At 61.3% G+C, this 17,281-nt stretch carries 13 protein-coding genes; 12 read left to right on the top strand and 1 reads right to left on the bottom strand.

The genetic code is table 11. From position 1 onward, the window contains the following. The first annotated feature begins 94 nt into the window (after nt 1-94). The 10 genes from BLT66_RS23340 to BLT66_RS23295 all read left to right on the top strand — a co-directional run bounded on the left by BLT66_RS23340 (nt 95) and on the right by BLT66_RS23295 (nt 12,802). Nucleotides 95-1,546, top strand: coding sequence for an aldehyde dehydrogenase family protein (locus tag BLT66_RS23340; protein WP_092761740.1), 1,452 nt, complete (start codon nt 95-97; stop codon nt 1,544-1,546). Nucleotides 1,547-1,587: 41 nt separating this feature from the next. Beyond that, nucleotides 1,588-2,553: an ABC transporter substrate-binding protein gene (locus BLT66_RS23335; RefSeq protein ID WP_092761738.1), complete on the top strand. Its 966-nt coding sequence runs from the start codon at nt 1,588-1,590 to the stop codon at nt 2,551-2,553. A 63-nt stretch (nt 2,554-2,616) separates the two neighbouring features. Beyond that, nucleotides 2,617-3,687, top strand: a complete 1,071-nt coding sequence (chvE, locus tag BLT66_RS23330) for a multiple monosaccharide ABC transporter substrate-binding protein (protein WP_092761736.1) — start codon at nt 2,617-2,619, stop codon at nt 3,685-3,687. Between the two features lie 108 nt (nt 3,688-3,795). Beyond that, nucleotides 3,796-5,301: a multiple monosaccharide ABC transporter ATP-binding protein gene (gene mmsA / locus BLT66_RS23325; protein WP_092761734.1), complete on the top strand. Its 1,506-nt coding sequence runs from the start codon at nt 3,796-3,798 to the stop codon at nt 5,299-5,301. 11 nt (nt 5,302-5,312) lie between these two features. Next, nucleotides 5,313-6,518: a multiple monosaccharide ABC transporter permease gene (gene mmsB / locus BLT66_RS23320; RefSeq protein WP_092761732.1), complete on the top strand. Its 1,206-nt coding sequence runs from the start codon at nt 5,313-5,315 to the stop codon at nt 6,516-6,518. Beyond that, on the top strand, nt 6,515-8,041 hold the full coding sequence (locus BLT66_RS23315) for a sugar ABC transporter ATP-binding protein (RefSeq protein ID WP_092761730.1): 1,527 nt from the start codon (nt 6,515-6,517) through the stop codon (nt 8,039-8,041). The genes mmsB and BLT66_RS23315 overlap by 4 nt, the downstream gene beginning before the upstream one ends. A gap of 7 nt (nt 8,042-8,048) precedes the next feature. Continuing rightward, nucleotides 8,049-9,080 carry an ABC transporter permease gene (locus BLT66_RS23310; protein ID WP_092761728.1) on the top strand — a complete coding sequence of 344 codons (1,032 nt, stop codon included), beginning with the start codon at nt 8,049-8,051 and terminating at the stop codon, nt 9,078-9,080. Then, nucleotides 9,077-10,105, top strand: coding sequence for a galactofuranose ABC transporter, permease protein YjfF (gene yjfF, locus BLT66_RS23305; protein ID WP_092761950.1), 1,029 nt, complete (start codon nt 9,077-9,079; stop codon nt 10,103-10,105). Before BLT66_RS23310 ends, yjfF begins: the two co-directional genes overlap by 4 nt. A 17-nt stretch (nt 10,106-10,122) precedes the next feature. Next, nucleotides 10,123-11,859, top strand: coding sequence for an IlvD/Edd family dehydratase (locus BLT66_RS23300; RefSeq protein ID WP_092761726.1), 1,737 nt, complete (start codon nt 10,123-10,125; stop codon nt 11,857-11,859). A gap of 16 nt (nt 11,860-11,875) precedes the next feature. After that, a complete protein-coding gene (locus BLT66_RS23295; protein ID WP_176955150.1) occupies nt 11,876-12,802 on the top strand; it encodes a dihydrodipicolinate synthase family protein in 927 nt (308 codons plus the stop codon). A gap of 72 nt (nt 12,803-12,874) precedes the next feature. Here the strand turns inward: BLT66_RS23295 and BLT66_RS23290 are convergent, their stop codons facing one another. Further along, entirely contained in the window at nt 12,875-13,390 is a 516-nt protein-coding gene (locus BLT66_RS23290) for a hypothetical protein (protein ID WP_092761722.1), read from the bottom strand. A gap of 143 nt (nt 13,391-13,533) precedes the next feature. On the opposite strand from BLT66_RS23290, the gene queC reads away from it, so the two are divergent. Both queC and prsT read left to right on the top strand, forming a co-directional pair. Next, entirely contained in the window at nt 13,534-14,232 is a 699-nt protein-coding gene (queC, locus tag BLT66_RS23285; protein WP_092761720.1) for a 7-cyano-7-deazaguanine synthase QueC, read from the top strand. A gap of 175 nt (nt 14,233-14,407) precedes the next feature. After that, entirely contained in the window at nt 14,408-17,239 is a 2,832-nt protein-coding gene (gene prsT, locus BLT66_RS23280) for an XrtA/PEP-CTERM system TPR-repeat protein PrsT (RefSeq protein WP_176955149.1), read from the top strand. The last annotated feature ends 42 nt before the right edge of the window (nt 17,240-17,281 follow it).

The following is a 17,281-nucleotide window of genomic DNA, read 5'->3' as shown; positions in this document are numbered from 1 at the left end:
AATGTGAACATTGATATGTATTTTGTCCAAAAATCAATTGGATTGATACCAGTTTTGTTCATAGACTCTCGCCAACTTTCGTAATAAAGCATTCATGAAATTCGGCGAGTTACCGCAGAACGCCCGGCAGTACATCAACGGCCGCTGGGACACCGGTGTCACCACGGGGATCAGCCACAACCCGTCTGACACCCGTGAGGTGGTGGCCGAGTACGCCCGCGCCGACCGCAGCCAGACCGAATTGGCGATCCGCGCCGCCGCCGAAGCCCAACCCCAATGGGGCTACAGCACACCACAACGCCGGGCCGACGTGCTGGACCAGATCGGCAGCGAAATCCTGGCCCGCAAGGCCGAGCTGGGCTTGCTGCTGGCCCGTGAAGAGGGCAAGACCCTGCCCGAAGCGGTGGCCGAAGTAGCCCGCGCCGGCCAGATATTCAAGTTTTTTGCCGGTGAGGCGCTGCGCACCCCGGGTGAATCCCTGGCCTCGATAAGGCCCGGCGTGCATGTCGACGTGTCGCGTGAACCGGTGGGCGTGGTGGGCATCATCGCGCCATGGAATTTTCCGATGGCGATCCCAGCCTGGAAGATCGCGCCGGCGCTGGCCTATGGCAACAGCGTGATCTTCAAGCCGGCTGAGCTGGTGCCCGCCTGTGGTTGGGCGCTGGCCGAGATCATCAGCCGCGCGGCGCTGCCTGCAGGAGTCTTCAATCTGGTGATGGGCAGCGGCCGCGAGGTCGGTCAGACCCTGGTGGACAGTCCACGCGTGCAGGCTATCAGTTTTACCGGCTCCGTCGCCACCGGCGAACGGATTTTGCAGACCGCTGCCGCGCGCCGCGCCAAGGTGCAGCTGGAAATGGGCGGCAAGAATCCGCTGGTGGTGTTGGCCGATGCCGATCTGGAGCAGGCGGTGGACTGCGCGCTGCAAGGTGCGTACTTTTCTACCGGCCAGCGTTGCACGGCATCCAGCCGTCTGATCATCGAAGCCGGTGTGCACGATGCCTTTGTGGCGCGTCTGCGCCAGCGCATGGCCAGCCTGAAGGTCGGCCATGCTGTCGACCGCGATACCCAGATCGGTCCGGTGGTAGACCAGAGCCAGCTGGACGAAAACCTGGCCTGGATCGCTACTGCGAAGGCCGAAGGCGCCGAGCATGTAGTCGGCGGTGAGCTGCTGAAGCGGCCCACCCCAGGGCACTACATGAGCCCTGCGCTGTTCTTAGCCAAGCCCGAGCACCGGGTGGCCCGCGAAGAGGTGTTCGGCCCCATCGCCTGTGTGCTGCGCGCCGACAATTACGAGCACGCGCTGGCCTTGGCGAACGACACGCCGTTCGGGCTGTGTGCCGGCATTTGTACCACTTCGCTCAAACATGCCATGCATTTCAAACGCCACGCCGAGGTAGGGATGACCATGGTCAACCTGCCCACGGCAGGCGTTGATTACCACGTACCGTTCGGGGGACGCAAAGGATCGAGTTACGGTCCACGCGAACAAGGGCGTTACGCCGCAGAGTTCTACACCACCGTCAAAACCGGCTACATGCTGGCCTGATTGGATGGGCAGGGCAACAACTAAACCAACTAGGAGACATCATGCAAATCAACCGTCGTAACCTGGCCATCGCACTGGCCGCCGCTCCACTGGCTGGCATGCTGCCAGGCACCGTATTTGCCCAGAAGAAAATTGTGCTGGGTTTCAGCCAAGTGGGCGCCGAGAGTGAATGGCGTACCGCCAATACCGATTCGATCAAGGCTTCGGCCAAAGAAGCCGGTATCGAGCTGAAGTTCTCCGACGCACAGCAAAAGCAGGAAAACCAGATCAAGGCGATCCGCTCTTTTATCGCCCAGAAAGTGGACGTGATTGCGTTCTCGCCCGTGGTCGAATCCGGCTGGGAAACCGTGCTGCGCGAAGCCAAGGCTGCCAAGATTCCTGTGGTGCTGACCGACCGCTCGGTGAACGTCAAGGATGACTCTTTGTATGTGACCTTCATGGGTTCGGACTTCACCGAAGAAGGCCGCAAGGCGGGCCGCTGGTTGGTCGAAAAAATGAAGGACCAAAAGGGCGATGTCAACATCGTCGAACTGCAAGGCACCGTGGGTTCGGCACCGGCGATCGACCGCAAGAAGGGCTTTGAAGAAATCATCAAGGCTGATCCCAAGTTCAAGATCATCCGCTCGCAAACCGGCGACTTCACCCGCGCCAAGGGTAAGGAAGTCATGGAAGCCTTCCTCAAGGCCGAGGGCAAGAAGATCAATGTGCTGTATGCGCACAACGACGACATGGCGATTGGCGCGATCCAGGCCATCGAGGAAGCCGGCATCAAGCCCGCCAAGGACATCACCATCATCTCCATCGACGCGGTAAAGGGCGCGTTCGAGGCCATGATTGCCGGCAAGCTGAATGTGTCGGTGGAATGCAGCCCGCTGCTGGGCCCACAACTCATGTCCGCCGTCAAAGACCTGAAAGCTGGCAAGACCTTGCAAAAACGCATCGTCACCGAAGAAGGCATTTTCCCGATGGAAGTTGCCGCCAAAGAGTTTCCTTCGCGTAAGTACTGATCCTGACCCCCACGGCGTGCCTGACACTGGGCACGCCTTTTTAAACCCTACGGAGACAATCCTATGAAACGTACCTTTATCAAAACCATGTTGGCCAGCCTGGCCCTGGCGGCACTTGGCGTCGCCCCCCAGGCCTTTGCGCAGGACAAGGGCTCCATCGGCATTTCCATGCCCACCAAGTCGTCTGCCCGCTGGATCGCTGACGGCGACAACATGGTCAAGGTGCTGAAAGACCGCGGCTACAAAACCGATCTGCAGTACGCTGACGACGATATCCCTAACCAACTGGCCCAGATCGAAAATATGGTGACCAAGGGCGTCAAGGTCTTGGTGATTGCTTCCATCGACGGCACCACGCTGTCCAAGGTATTGCAAAACGCTGCCGACAAGGGCGTCAAGGTCATCGCCTATGACCGCCTGATCAAGGGCTCGAAGAACGTGGATTACTACGCCACCTTCGACAACTTCCAAGTTGGCGTATTGCAAGCCGGCACCATCGTCGACAAGCTTGGCTTGAAGCAGGGCAAGGGCCCGTTCAACATCGAACTGTTCGGTGGTTCGCCAGACGACAACAACGCCTTCTTCTTCTATGACGGCGCCATGAGCGTGTTCAAGCCTTACATCGACAGCGGCAAGCTGGTGGTGCGCAGCAAGCAAGTGGGCATGGACAAGGTCGGTACCCTGCGTTGGGACGGTGCTGTAGCCCAGGCCCGCATGGACAATCTGCTGTCGGCCTTCTACACCAAAGACAAGGTGGATGCCGTGCTGTCGCCTTACGACGGTATCTCCATCGGTATTCTCTCGTCGCTCAAAGGCGTGGGCTATTGCACCAAGACCCAGCCTTGCCCTGTGGTGAGCGGCCAGGATGCAGAAGTTCCATCCGTCAAGTCCATCTTGCGCGGCGAACAGTACTCCACGATCTTCAAGGACACGCGTGAACTGGCCAAGGTCACCGCCAACATGGTGGACGCCACCTTGTCCGGCAAGCAGCCTGAAATCAACGACACCAAGACCTACAACAACGGTGTCAAGGTCGTGCCCGCCTACCTGCTCAAGCCCGTGGCAGTGGACGCATCCAACTGGAACCCGATCCTGATCGGCAGCGGTTACTACAAGGAATCGCAGGTCAAGTAAACCTGTGCGGTAGCCATGGTCCTGCGTCGCAAGGCGCAGGACCATTTTTCGGTTGAGGTTTGAAGCTGCTTTCAGCAGAAGGAATAGGCGTTGAAAACGATCCTAGAGATGCACGACATCCGCAAAACATTCCCCGGAGTGGTTGCGCTGAACAAGGTGAACCTGCGCGTGCGCGCGGGTGAAATACATGCTCTCGTCGGCGAGAACGGCGCGGGCAAATCGACCCTGATGAAGGTCTTGTCGGGTGTGTACCCGCATGGTTCCTACACCGGTGAAATCCACTACCAGGGTGAAGAGCGTCGTTTCAAGGGCATACACGACAGCGAGCAGCAGGGCATCATCATCATCCACCAGGAGCTGGCACTGGTGCCGCTGCTGTCGATTGCCGAGAACATCTTTTTGGGCAACGAGACCGCCCACAATGGCGTGATCGACTGGATGGCTGCGCACAGCCAGACCCAGGCGCTGTTGAAGAAGGTCGGACTGAAAGAATCACCCACCACCTTGATCACAAATATCGGCGTGGGCAAACAGCAGCTGGTGGAAATCGCCAAGGCGCTGTCCAAAGAGGTCAAGCTGCTGATCCTGGACGAGCCCACCGCCAGCTTGAACGAAACCGATAGCGACGCCTTGCTGGCCCTGCTGCTGGAGCTCAAGGCCCATGGCATTGCCTGCATTCTGATCTCGCACAAGCTCAACGAGATTGCCAAGGTGGCCGACTCCATCACCATCCTGCGGGACGGCACCACGGTAGAGACCTTGGACTGCCGGGCCGAATCCATCAGCGAAGACCGCGTGATCCGCGGCATGGTAGGCCGCGAAATGGCCGACCGCTACCCCAAGCGCACGCCGCAGATAGGCGAAACCGTTTTCGAGTTGCGCGACTGGCGTGCCTACCACCCCCAGCATGCGGACCGCGAAGTCGTCAAGAACATCAGCCTGACCGTCAAGCGCGGAGAGATCGTCGGCATCGCCGGCCTGATGGGTGCCGGCCGGACCGAGCTGGCCATGAGCGTGTTTGGCCGCTCCTGGGGCCAACGCATCAGCGGCAAAGCGCTGCTGCACGGCAAAGAGATCGATGTGTCCACGGTGCAAAAAGCCATCAGCCATGGACTGGCTTACGTCACCGAAGACCGCAAGGGCAATGGGCTGGTACTGAGCGAAGACATCCAGTGGAATACTTCGCTGGCCAACCTGGACGGCGTGTCCAAGGCAGGAGTGATTGACGACGGGCGCGAGTTTGCGGTGGCGCAGAGCTACCGCGAAAAAATGCGCACCCGCTGCTCGGGCGTAGACCAGAAGGTGGTCAACCTGTCGGGCGGCAACCAGCAAAAAGTGGTGCTCAGCAAATGGCTGTTCACCAACCCCGAAGTGCTGATCCTCGACGAACCCACACGTGGCATCGACGTAGGGGCCAAGTTTGAGATCTACACCTTGATTGCGCAACTGGCCGCCGAAGGCAAATGCGTGATCGTGATCTCGTCGGAAATGCCCGAACTACTGGGCCTGTCGGACCGTATTTATGTGATGAACGAAGGCCGCTTCGTGGCTGAAATGCCCACGGCCGATGCCAGCCAAGAAAAAATAATGCGCGCCATTGTGAGCGCGAACTAGAGCTTTGAATCATGGAAAACACCACCCCTGTCCCCGCTGTACCTGCCGCACCGGCCGCTAAATCCGGTCTCAGCTTCCTGAAGAACAACCTGCGCGAATACGGCATGTTGATCTCTCTGGTGGCCATCATGGCTTTCTTCCAGGTCATGACAGACGGCACGCTGATGCAGCCGCTGAATCTGACCAATCTGGTATTGCAAAACAGCTATATCGTCATCATGGCGCTGGGCATGCTGCTGGTGATCGTGGCGGGCCATATCGACCTGTCGGTGGGCTCGGTGGTTGGTTTCGTCGGCGCGCTGGCTGCCGTGCTGATGGTCAACTACGAATGGCATTACCTGCCCACTGCCTTGGTGTGCCTATTGGTAGGCGGCATCATCGGCGCGGCGCAAGGCTACTTCGTGGCCTTCTTCCGCATACCTTCATTCATCGTCACGCTGGCGGGCATGCTGGTGTTCAAAGGTTTGGCGCTGGCACTGCTGCAAGGGCAGTCGGTAGGCCCGTTCCCTGAAACCTTCCAGATGCTCAGCTCGGGCTTCATTCCCGATCTGTTCAGCAGCGAATCGTTGCGCTTGACCTCCTTGCTGTTGGGCATTGGAGTAGCGTTGGCGTTGGTGGTGGGCGGCGTGCGTGCGCGCTCCAACCAGTTGCAACACGGCATCGCGTCGGAACCCCTGGCCTTTTTCCTGGCCAAGATGGCCATCTTCTCGGCGATCCTGGTCACCTTCAGCTACCTGCTGGCGTCCTACAAAGGTCTGCCGAACGTGCTGATCGTGATGGCGTTGCTGATCGCAGTGTTTGACTTTGTCACCAGCCGCACCACCATCGGCCGGCGCATCTATGCCTTGGGCGGTAACGAAAAGGCTGCCAAGCTGTCGGGTATCAAGACCGAACGCCTGGCGTTCTATACCTTCATCAACATGGGCGTGCTGGCGGCGCTGGCTGGCCTGGTGTTTGCTGCACGGTTGAACACAGCTACGCCCAAGGCGGGCCTGGGCTTCGAGCTTGACGTGATTGCCGCTTGCTTCATCGGCGGTGCCTCGGCTTCGGGTGGTGTCGGCAAGGTCATGGGCGCTGTGATCGGCGCCTTCATCATGGGTGTCATGAACAACGGCATGTCCATCATGGGCATCGGCATCGACTACCAGCAGATCATCAAGGGCCTGGTGTTGCTGGCCGCCGTGTTCGTCGACGTCTACAACAAGAACAAGGGATGACCAGCGCCGGCGCTCTGCCCGTGTTGGAGCTCACGGGCATCGATAAATCCTTCTCGGGGAACCAGGTGCTGCGGGATGTGCAGCTGCGCCTGTACCCCGGCGAAATCCATTCGCTGATGGGGCAGAACGGCGCGGGCAAGTCCACGCTGATCAAGGTGCTGACCGGCGTGCTGGAGTCGAACGGTGGGCAGATGCTCATGCAAGGCCAGTCCATCCGCCCCGACTCTCCGCTGGCGGCGCAAAAGCTGGGTATCAGCACCGTCTACCAGGAGGTGAATCTCTGCCCCAATCTGTCAGTGGCCGAGAACGTGTTTGCCGGACGTTATCCGCGTTGCGGCATGTCCCAGGGCTACCGCATCGACTGGGCCGCAGTGCACCGCCGAGCGCGTGAACTGCTGGCGCGCATCGGGCTGGATATCGATGTGACGCAACTGCTGTCTAGCTACCCGGTGGCGGTGCAGCAACTGGTGGCGATTGCGCGTGCGCTGGGCGTGGAGTCCAAAGTTTTGATTCTTGACGAGCCGACTTCCAGCCTCGATGAGGACGAAGTACAAAAGCTGTTTGCGGTGCTGCGCCGGCTGCGCGCTGAGGGCTTGGCTATTCTGTTTGTTTCGCATTTCCTGAACCAGGTGTATGCCATTTCCGACCGCATCACGGTGCTGCGCAATGGTTCTTGGGTCGGTGAATGGATGGCCAGCGCGCTGGAGCCGCAGGCCTTGATCTCCGCCATGCTGGGGCGCGAATTTGCGGCCCAGGCGGCGCGTTCTGCGCAGCAGCGCGAGGGTGTTGAAGACGCCGTAGTGTTGCTGGATGCCCAAGGCCTGGGCCAGGCCGGGCGCTTGCAGCCAGTGGACCTGCGCGTGCATGCGGGCGAGGTGCTAGGGCTGGCCGGCCTGCTGGGCGCGGGGCGCACCGAGCTGGCGCGCTTGTTGTTTGGTCTGGATACGGCCGACCGTGGCAGCTTGCAGATCGACGGCCAGACAGTGCAGTTCTCGAACCCGGCCGATGCGGTGCAGCATGGCATCGCGCTCTGCCCGGAAGAGCGCAAGACCGACGGCATCGTTGCCGAATTGTCGGTGCGCGAAAACATTGCCTTGGCACTGCAGGCCCGGCTGGGTTTGCGCAAGTTTCTGTCGCTGGCCGAGCAGACCACGCTGGCCGAGCATTTCGTCAAGACGCTGGGTATCAAGACCGCCAGCATCGAGACCCCCATCGGCCTGCTGTCCGGCGGCAACCAGCAAAAAGCCGTGATTGCACGCTGGCTGGCCACCGACCCGCGCCTGCTGATTCTGGACGAGCCGACCCGCGGCATCGACGTGGCGGCCAAGCAGGAAATCATGGAAGAGATATTGCGGCTGGCGCGTGGCGGTATGGCCGTGCTGTTTATCTCCAGCGAGATGAGTGAAGTGGTGCGCGTATCCGACCGCATCGCCGTGCTGCGGGATCGCAGCAAGGCGGGCGAACTACCCGGTGGCAGTACCGAAGACGAAGTTTACGAAATGATTGCGGCCGGGCATGCTTAATAACCTAATGCGGCACCGCCTGGCGTGGCCATTGCTGACGCTGCTATTACTTTTGATAGTCAACGTGGTTTTCAATCCGGGCTTCCTGCATATTGAATGGCGCGATGGCCATCTGTACGGCAGCCTGATCGACATCCTGAACCGCGCCGCTCCTTTGGTGCTGGTGTCCTTGGGTATGACGCTAGTGATCGCTACCCGTGGCATCGACATCTCGGTCGGTGCGGTGGTGGCGATTGCGGCGGCCCTGGCCGCCTGGATGATCGGCGGATCGCTGGTGGTACAGGACGGTGTCGCTGTGCATGCCAGCCGTTTCCCCATGCCGCTGGCGATCCTGGCTGCCCTGGGCGTGGCGGTGGTCTGCGGGCTGTGGAATGGGGTACTGGTGGCCCGCATCGGCATGCAGCCCATCATTGCCACGCTGATCCTGATGGTGGCCGGGCGCGGCATTGCCCAGCTCATCACCGGCGGGCAGATCATCACCATCTACTACGCGCCGTTCTTCTTCCTGGGTAGCGGCTACTGGCTGGGCCTGCCGTTCTCGCTGTTCATCGTCGCCCTGGTGTTCGGCGTGCTGCATGCAGCGATGACGCGCACCGCGCTGGGCCTGTTCATCCAGTCTGTCGGCATCAACCCGGTAGCGGCGCGCGGCGTCGGCATACAGGCGCGCAGCCTGACGGTATGGGTCTATGCGTTCTGCGGTTTCTGCGCTGGTGTAGCGGGTCTGTTGATCAGCTCCAACGTCAAGAGTGCCGATGGCAACAACGCCGGCCAGCTGCTGGAGCTGGATGCGATTTTGGCCGTCACGCTTGGCGGCACGGCGCTGACCGGCGGGCGCTTCAGCCTGGTCGGCAGCGTGATCGGCGCGCTGATCATCCAGACCCTGACCTATGCCATTTATTCGCTGGGCGTACCGCCCGAGATCAACCTGGTGGTGAAAGCCGTGGTGGTGTTCGCCGTGATGCTGCTGCAATCGGCCGAGTTCCGCGCCACTGTCGGCACGTGGGTCCACCGCCCAGCCGCTACCGGGAGCCGCGCATGAGCACCGTTCTACCTGGCAATATGCCAGCACCCTCGCCCGTATCGGCTCCACGTCCAGTGGCCCGCATCAATCCTAAGTTCCTGCCGCTGGTGGCGACGATCTCGTTGTTCCTGGCCATGGCGACCCTGGGGTCGGTGTTTTACGACGGCTTCTTCTCGCTGCAGGTGTTCCTGAACCTGCTGATCGACAACGCCTTTCTGGTGATCGTGGCGGTGGGCATGACCTTTGTGGTGCTGTCCGGCGGCATCGATCTGTCGGTCGGCTCGGTGATTGCCTTCACCACCATGGTCTCTGCCTCGCTGGTAGAAAACCACGGCTGGAGCCCGGCGGTCGTGATTCCGCTGGTGCTGCTGATGGGCACGGCATTTGGCGCCTTCATGGGCTTTCTGATCGAACGCTTCCGCCTGCAGCCCTTCATCGTCACGCTGGCCGGCATGTTCCTGGCGCGCGGTCTGTGCTACCTGATCAGCATCGACTCGATCAGCATGACCAATGCTTTCTATTCCGAAGTTTCGCAAATGCGAATTCCGGTATGGGGCGATGCCTCGCTGTCGATTGGCGCGCTGATCGCTCTGGTGGTGCTGCTGGTGGCGGTATTTGTGGCGCATTGCACGCCCTTCGGCCGCACCGTGTATGCGGTAGGCGGCAGCGAAAGTTCGGCGTTGCTCATGGGCTTGCCGGTGCGCTCCACCTTGATTGGCGTGTACACGCTGTCGGGTTTTTGCTCGGCACTGGCCGGGGTGGTGTTCACCTTCTACATGCTGTCGGGCTACGGCTTGCATGCGGTAGGCATGGAGCTGGACGCGATTGCCGCGGTGGTGATCGGCGGCACGCTGCTCACCGGTGGCTCAGGCTACATGCTGGGCACGCTGTTTGGCGTGCTGATGCTGGGCATCATCCAGACCCTGATTTCTTTTGATGGCTCTTTGAGCTCCTGGTGGACCCGCATCGTTGTTGGTGCGCTGCTGTTCCTGTTCTGCCTGCTCCAGCGCGTATTCGCCGCGCGTAAATCCACCCACGCTTGATTTTCTGAAAACCTACTATGACTGATAAACCTAAAAAAATGCGCTCTGCGGAGTGGTTTGGCTCGGCCGATAAAAACGGTTTCATGTACCGCAGCTGGATGAAGAACCAGGGCATTCCCGACCATGAGTTCGACGGCCGCCCCATCATCGGCATCTGCAATACCTGGAGCGAGCTGACCCCCTGCAACGCCCACTTCCGCAAGATCGCCGAGCATGTGAAGCGCGGCATCTTTGAGGCTGGCGGCTTCCCGGTCGAGTTCCCGGTGTTCTCCAACGGCGAATCGAATCTGCGCCCCACGGCCATGTTGACCCGCAACCTGGCCAGCATGGATGTGGAAGAAGCGATCCGCGGCAACCCTATCGACGCGGTGGTGCTGCTCACCGGCTGCGACAAGACTACGCCAGCCCTGCTGATGGGCGCGGCCAGCTGCGACATCCCGGCCATCGTCGTCACCGGCGGCCCCATGCTGAACGGCAAGCTGGATGGTAAGAACATCGGCTCCGGCACCGCCGTCTGGCAGCTGCATGAATCGCTGAAAGCTGGCGAGATCAACGAACACCAATTCTTTGCTGCCGAGGCCGGCATGTCGCGCTCGGCCGGCACCTGCAACACCATGGGCACGGCCTCCACCATGGCTTGCATGGCCGAGGCGCTGGGTACATCGCTGCCGCACAACGCCGCCATTCCTGCGGTCGATTCCCGCCGCTACGTGCTGGCCCATATGTCGGGTTCGCGCGCGGTGGAGATGGCGCGCGAAGGCCTGACCTTGTCCAAGATCCTGACCCGCGAAGCGTTTGAGAACGCCATTCGCACCAACGCCGCCATCGGCGGCTCGACCAATGCCGTCATCCACTTGAAAGCCATTGCCGGCCGCATCGGTGTGCAGCTGGACCTGGAAGACTGGACCCGCATCGGCCGCGGCACGCCGACCATCGTGGACTTGCAGCCTTCGGGCCGTTTCCTGATGGAAGAGTTCTACTATGCCGGCGGCCTGCCCGCCGTGCTGCGCCGCCTGGGCGAAAACGGCTTGCTGCCACACCCCGACGCACTGACGGTCAACGGCAAGTCCATGTGGGACAACGTGCGCGAAGCCCCGCAGTACAACGACGAAGTGATTCGCCCCATCGACAACCCGCTGATTGCCGATGGCGGCATCTGTATCCTGCGCGGCAACTTGTCGCCACGCGGCGCGGTGCTCAAGCCGTCCGCCGCCACGCCTGCGCTGCTCAAGCACCGCGGCCGTGCCGTGGTGTTCGAGAACCTCGAACACTACAAGGAACGCATCGTCGACGAAGACCTGGACATCGACGCCAGCTGTGTGATGGTGATGAAGAACTGCGGCCCCAAAGGCTATCCCGGCATGGCTGAGGTCGGCAATATGGGCTTGCCGCCCAAGCTGCTGCGCCAGGGTGTGAAGGACATGGTGCGCATCTCTGACGCCCGCATGAGCGGAACGGCTTACGGCACAGTCGTGCTGCACGTGGCGCCAGAAGCCGCTGCCGGCGGACCGCTGGCTGCTGTGCGCGATGGCGACTTCATCGAGCTCGATTGCGAGCAGGGCCGCCTGCATCTGGACATCAGCGATGCCGAGCTGGCCGAGCGCTTGGCGGCTCTGGCTGGCAATGTGCCCAAGCCTCTGTCGGGCGGCTACGCGCGCCTGTACGTAGACCATGTGCTGCAGGCCGACGACGGCTGCGATTTCGACTTCTTGGTCGGCTGCCGCGGCTCCACCGTGCCCCGCCATTCCCACTAATCTTTTGCCTACTGCCATGTACAACGCATCCAACGCCCGCTACCGCGGCATCTTCCCGGTCGTCCCCACCACCTTCACTGCCAGTGGCGAGCTCGACCTGACCAGCCAGAAGCGTTGTGTCGACTTCATGATCGACGCTGGCTCCGACGGCCTGTGCATCCTGGCCAACTTCTCCGAGCAGTTCCTGCTGTCCGATGAAGAGCGCGAGGTCTTGACCAAGACCATTCTGGAACATGTGGCGGGCCGGGTGCCGGTGATTGTCACCACCACCCATTTCGGCACCACGGTCTGCGCCCAGCGCAGCCGCAGCGCGCAAGACATGGGAGCCGCCATGCTGATGGTGATGCCGCCCTACCATGGCGCCACCTTCCGTGTTGGCGAGCCGCAGATCTACGAGTTCTACGCCAAGCTGTCGGATGCGGTGAACATCCCCATCATGATCCAGGACGCGCCTGCTGCCGGTACGCCGCTGTCGGCTGCCTTTCTGGCCCGCATGGCCAAGGAGATCGAGCATGTGGCTTATTTCAAGATTGAAACCGCCGGTGCTGCCAGCAAGCTGCGCGAACTGATCCGCTTGGGCGGCCATGCGATTGAAGGCCCGTGGGATGGGGAGGAAGCCATCACTCTGTTCCCAGACCTGGACGCGGGCGCGACCGGTGCCATGACCGGCGGCGGCTTTCCCGACGGCATCCGCCCCATCATCGAAGCCCACCGTGCGGGCGACCGCGACAAGGCTTATGCGCTGTACCAGCAATGGTTGCCACTGATCAACTACGAGAACCGCCAGGGCGGCATCCTCACCGCCAAGTCGCTGATGGCCGAGGGCGGCGTGATTGCCTGCGAAGCGCCGCGCCATCCCTGGCCGGCGATGCACCCCGAGGTGCGTGCGGGTCTGATCGAGACCGCCAAACGCTTGGACCCCTTGGTCTTGCGTTGGGCGTAATACTATCGATTTGATAGCTGGTAGTGCTGGTAGATATTGCGCTAGGGCCTTAAAAAGCTTGAAAAATACACGCTAAGGCCGAAAGGCCTGGCGTAGCGCCTGCAAAGCGCGTTGGGCTGCGCGGCGGCCCCGGCGGGCGATGGCCTGGCCCAGCCGCCAGGGGCGTGCTGCTCGCACCTGCGCGATGATTCCGTTCTTCCACACCAGCCAGCGTCCATACCAATGGCTGAACCACGCTAGCCGCATCAGCGCGGGCTGGGTCAGCTGGAACAGCCGCGCCACGATGGCTGTGCCCAGAACCTTGGCCGCCAGCACCACGAATAGGCCCAGCACGGTATGGCCTTGGGTGATCCAGTAGACGGCCAGCAGCTTGATGGGCAGCAAGGCCAGCATGGGCACAAAGAACGCCAGTAGGGCCGCATAAGGCGGTAGCCGTCGCACCAGCTTTTCTAGATGCGACCACAGCGGCAGCCGCGCCAGCCGGTCCATGGCACGGGCCAGCGGCTCCCAACCCCATTCTTCAAAGATGAGCAGCAGCGCCAGCGTGGTGTGGAGCAGGGTCTTCAGAAAGCGCTTCAAGAAGTGCATGTGCGGGGCCGTGGTTGGCCGGTTGGGAATGGGCACCGGGCCGGTAGGCGGGGTCGGCGTTCGATGGTAAATTGCGCTGTGGGTCCCGGTGCTGCACCGGCGGGCCCGATTGTTACCCTTTCGTCTGAATCTGTTCTTAAACCATGCATTCCCGCGCTCTCGTTCTGTTTTCTGGTGGCCAAGACTCCACCACCTGTCTGGCCCTGGCCTTGTCTAAATACGACCACGTGGAAACCGTGGCCTTCGACTACGGCCAGCGCCACCATGTGGAGCTGCAGGCCCGGCTCCAAGTGCTGGCCCATATCAAGGCGCAGTTTCCGCAGTGGGCAGGCAAGATGGGTGAAGACCATTTGCTGGATTTATCCGTGCTGGGCCAGGTCAGCGAAACCTCGCTGACGCGCGACATGGTTTTCAAGATGGAAGAGAGTGGCTTGCCCAATACCTTTGTGCCGGGCCGCAACCTGCTGTTCTTGACGCTGGCGGCTGCGCTGGCCTACCGGCGCAATCTGGAAGTCATCGTTACCGGCGTGTGTGAGACCGATTTCTCGGGCTACCCCGATTGCCGCGACGACACCATGAAAGCCATGCAGTTGGCCTTGTCCCTGGGCATGGACAAGCGCTATCTGATCGAAACCCCGCTGATGTGGATCGACAAAGCCCAGACCTGGCAGCTTGCGCACCAGCTGGGCGGCCAGGCCCTGGTGGACTTGATCGTCGAAGACACCCACACCTGCTATCTGGGTGACCGCGTGCACCGCCACGCCTGGGGTTACGGCTGCGGCCAATGCCCGGCCTGCGAGCTGCGGGCACGTGGTTTTGAGCGCTTTATCGCGCAGACCTGAAGCCGGCTCACGACCAAGTTGGCCCGTTGTATACACGGGTCTGTGAAGAATTTCACCCTTACTGGTTTTCCTTATGCGCAGCGTCGCTTTGGGCCTAGGGCGCTGGGGAGGCGTGCGCTAACATTCTTGGGATATGTGCAGTCCTTGCACGTCCTTTCAGCCGCCGGACCTCCCCATGAAGCTATTTCCTCTCTCCCGCCATGCCGCCCATGTGGGGCGCGTGGGCCTGTTGGCTCTGGCGTGCGCCACCAGCCTGGCCAGCCATGCTGTGACCGACAGCAAGGCTGCCCGCTATTACGAAGATGCCCTGGGCCGCTACGAGCGCCACGACATGCCGGGCGCCATCATCCAGCTGAAAAATGCTTTGCAGATCGACAAGAACATGTTGCCGGTGCAGGTCTTGCTCGGCAAGGCACTGTTGGCCAACGGCGAGGCCGCCACGGCCGAAGTTGCTTTGCTGGAGGCCCTGCGTTTGGGGGTAAACCGTGCCGAGGTGGTGGTTCCGCTGGCCCAGGCTTTCATCGGCCAGGGTAAACACAAGCTGGTACTGGAGCAGGCGCAGTTCAATCCGGCCGGACTGCCGCCGGCAGTCCAGGTGCAACTCTTGCTGCTGCGCGCGTCTGCCAGTGCCGACCTGGGCGACGTGCGTGGTGCTTTGAAAATGATTGAAGAAGCCCGGGTGATCGATGGCCGGTCGCCCGATGTATGGCTCGCCGAAGTGCCGGTGCGGATCCGGGCGCGCCAGTTTGCCGAGGCTAAAACTGCCGTCGAGCGTGCCGTCAGTCTGGCGCCCAGTTCTGCTGAGGTGCAGTACCAAAAGGGCTCGCTGTTGCATGTGCAGGGCGACATACGCGGTGCACTGGCTGCCTACGATGCAGCCCTGCAATTGGATGCAAAACACATCGAAGCGCGCGTGGCGCGTGCAGGTATTGCTATCGATTTAGCCAAGTATGCCGATGCGGCCAAGGATGTGGCCGAGGTGCAGCGTTTGTCGCCGCGCGAACCACGTGCGGCCTACCTGAAAGCCCTGTTGGCCGAGCGCGATGGCAACGCCGCTGCCACGCGTACTGCGCTGGCGGAAGTGACGGGTTTCCTCGACCCCGTACCCGTCGGCTTCATCCAGTACCGTCCGCAGTTGCTGATGCTCAATGGATTGGCACATCTGGGCTTGAACGAGCGTGAGAAGGCCAAGCCCTATCTTGAGTCCTTTCAGCGGGTGCAAGGCAATAGCCCGGTGTCCAAGCTGCTGGCGCAAATCTTCCTGTCGGAAGAGAACTTTGGCCGGGCCATTGAGGTGCTGGAGGAGTACATCAAGGCGCAGCCCGGCGACGGCCAAGCCATGACACTGCTGGCGGGGGCGCACATGGCCCAGGGCCGCAACGCCAAAGCCACGGCTTTGATGCAGCAAGCCCTGGCCTTGAAAGAGGCGCCAGAATTCCGCGCCACCCTGGGTATGAGCCTGGTGGGGGGCGGCCAAATCGGGGAGGGCGTGGCGCAGCTTGAAGCGGCTTTCAAAGACCCTAACCAGATCCAGGCCGGCGCGGCCCTCGCCGGTCTGTATCTGCGCGATCGGCAGTCCGCCAAAGCCATCGCGGTGGTCAACAAGCTGCTCAAGCTGCAACCTGCGAATGCCGGCTTCAACAACTTGTTGGGTATGGCGCAGGCGCAGTCCGGCAATCTGGCGGCCGCCAAAACAGCCTTTGAACGCGCGCTGCAGATCGATGCAAGCTTGTTGCAGGCCAAGCTCAACCTCGCCCGCGTGGACATGGCCAGCAAAAACTATGACGCTGCAGCGGCCCGCCTGGCCGAAGTGCTCAAGGCCGACGACAAGAATGTGGACGCCACTTACGAGATGGCCAATCTTGCCGACCGCCGTGGTCAGGCCGCTGAAACCTTGCGCTGGCTGGAAAAGGCCAACGATATTTCGGGCCCACGCGAACTGCGGCCAGGGATATCGCTGGTTGAACTGCACTTGCGCAACCGTGCCCCCACACTGGCTTTGGACGCCGCCAAACGGCTATACGCCAAGGCGCCGGACAATCTTCCTGCCTTGCTGATGTACGGCAGAGCCCAATTGGCCAATGGTGACGTGGAAGGTGCCAAATCCACTTTCTCCGGTGCAACCCGTTTTGCCGATTTCAACGCGCCCCAGCAAACCGAGATCGCTGCGCTGCAAATGGCTGCCAACAATGTGGCTGGTGCGGCCTACAGCCTGGAAAAAGCCCTTTCCAGCCGTCCTGAGTTTTTGCCTGCACTGGCTTTGATGACCGACGTGGAGTTACGCCAGGGTACACCTGCCAAAGCCGAGCAACGCGCCCGTCAAATACTGGCACTGGCCCCCAAACGCGCCATCGGCTATAGCTTGCTGGGCGATGTAGCCCAAGCCCGTGGCCAGACCGCGGCGGCGATCGATGCCTACCGCAAGGCCCACCAGGCCGAACCCAGTTCCGAGACCTTGCTGCGTTTGTTCCGCGCCTTGTCCAGCCAGGATGGCGGCAAGCCGGCGCTGCAGCTGGGAGAGCAATGGATGAAATCGCGCCCGCAAGACCTGTTGGTACGCCGGGCGCTCGCAGATGGCTACGCCCGCAACGGCAACTATGCGGCGGCCCGGGTCAATTACGAAAGCTTGGTGCAAGCGCTTCCTGATGACGCCGAGGTATTGAACAATTTGGCCAACGTATTGCTGCGTCTCAAAGACCCGTCTGCGGTAGCCATGGCAGAACGGGCCTTGGCAAAAGATCCAAGCAATGCCAACGCGATTGACACCTTGGGCTGGGCGCTGTTCCGCGGAGGGCAAGCCGAGCAGGCCGACCGTGCCTTGCAGCTTCTGCGAGATGCCCGCTTGCGTGAGCCGGCCAACCCCAGCATCCGCTACCACCTCGCCGCCGTGCTGGCCCAGAGCGGTCGAAAAACCGAAGCACGGGACGAGGTGGAGGCCGCCTTGAAGATCGGTCGTCCATTTGAGAGCAGTGCAGCCGCCGAGACGTTGTTGAAAACCTTGCGTTAAATCGTGTGTCTGGAATGTCGATTTTTCTTACATGTATGTATC

It is taken from the genome of Rhodoferax sp. OV413 (genome assembly GCF_900104385.1).
Taxonomy (GTDB): domain Bacteria; phylum Pseudomonadota; class Gammaproteobacteria; order Burkholderiales; family Burkholderiaceae_C; genus Rhodoferax_B.
The sequence above is the reverse complement of the archived record's forward strand: the minus strand, read 5'-3'. Positions and strand labels throughout refer to the sequence as shown.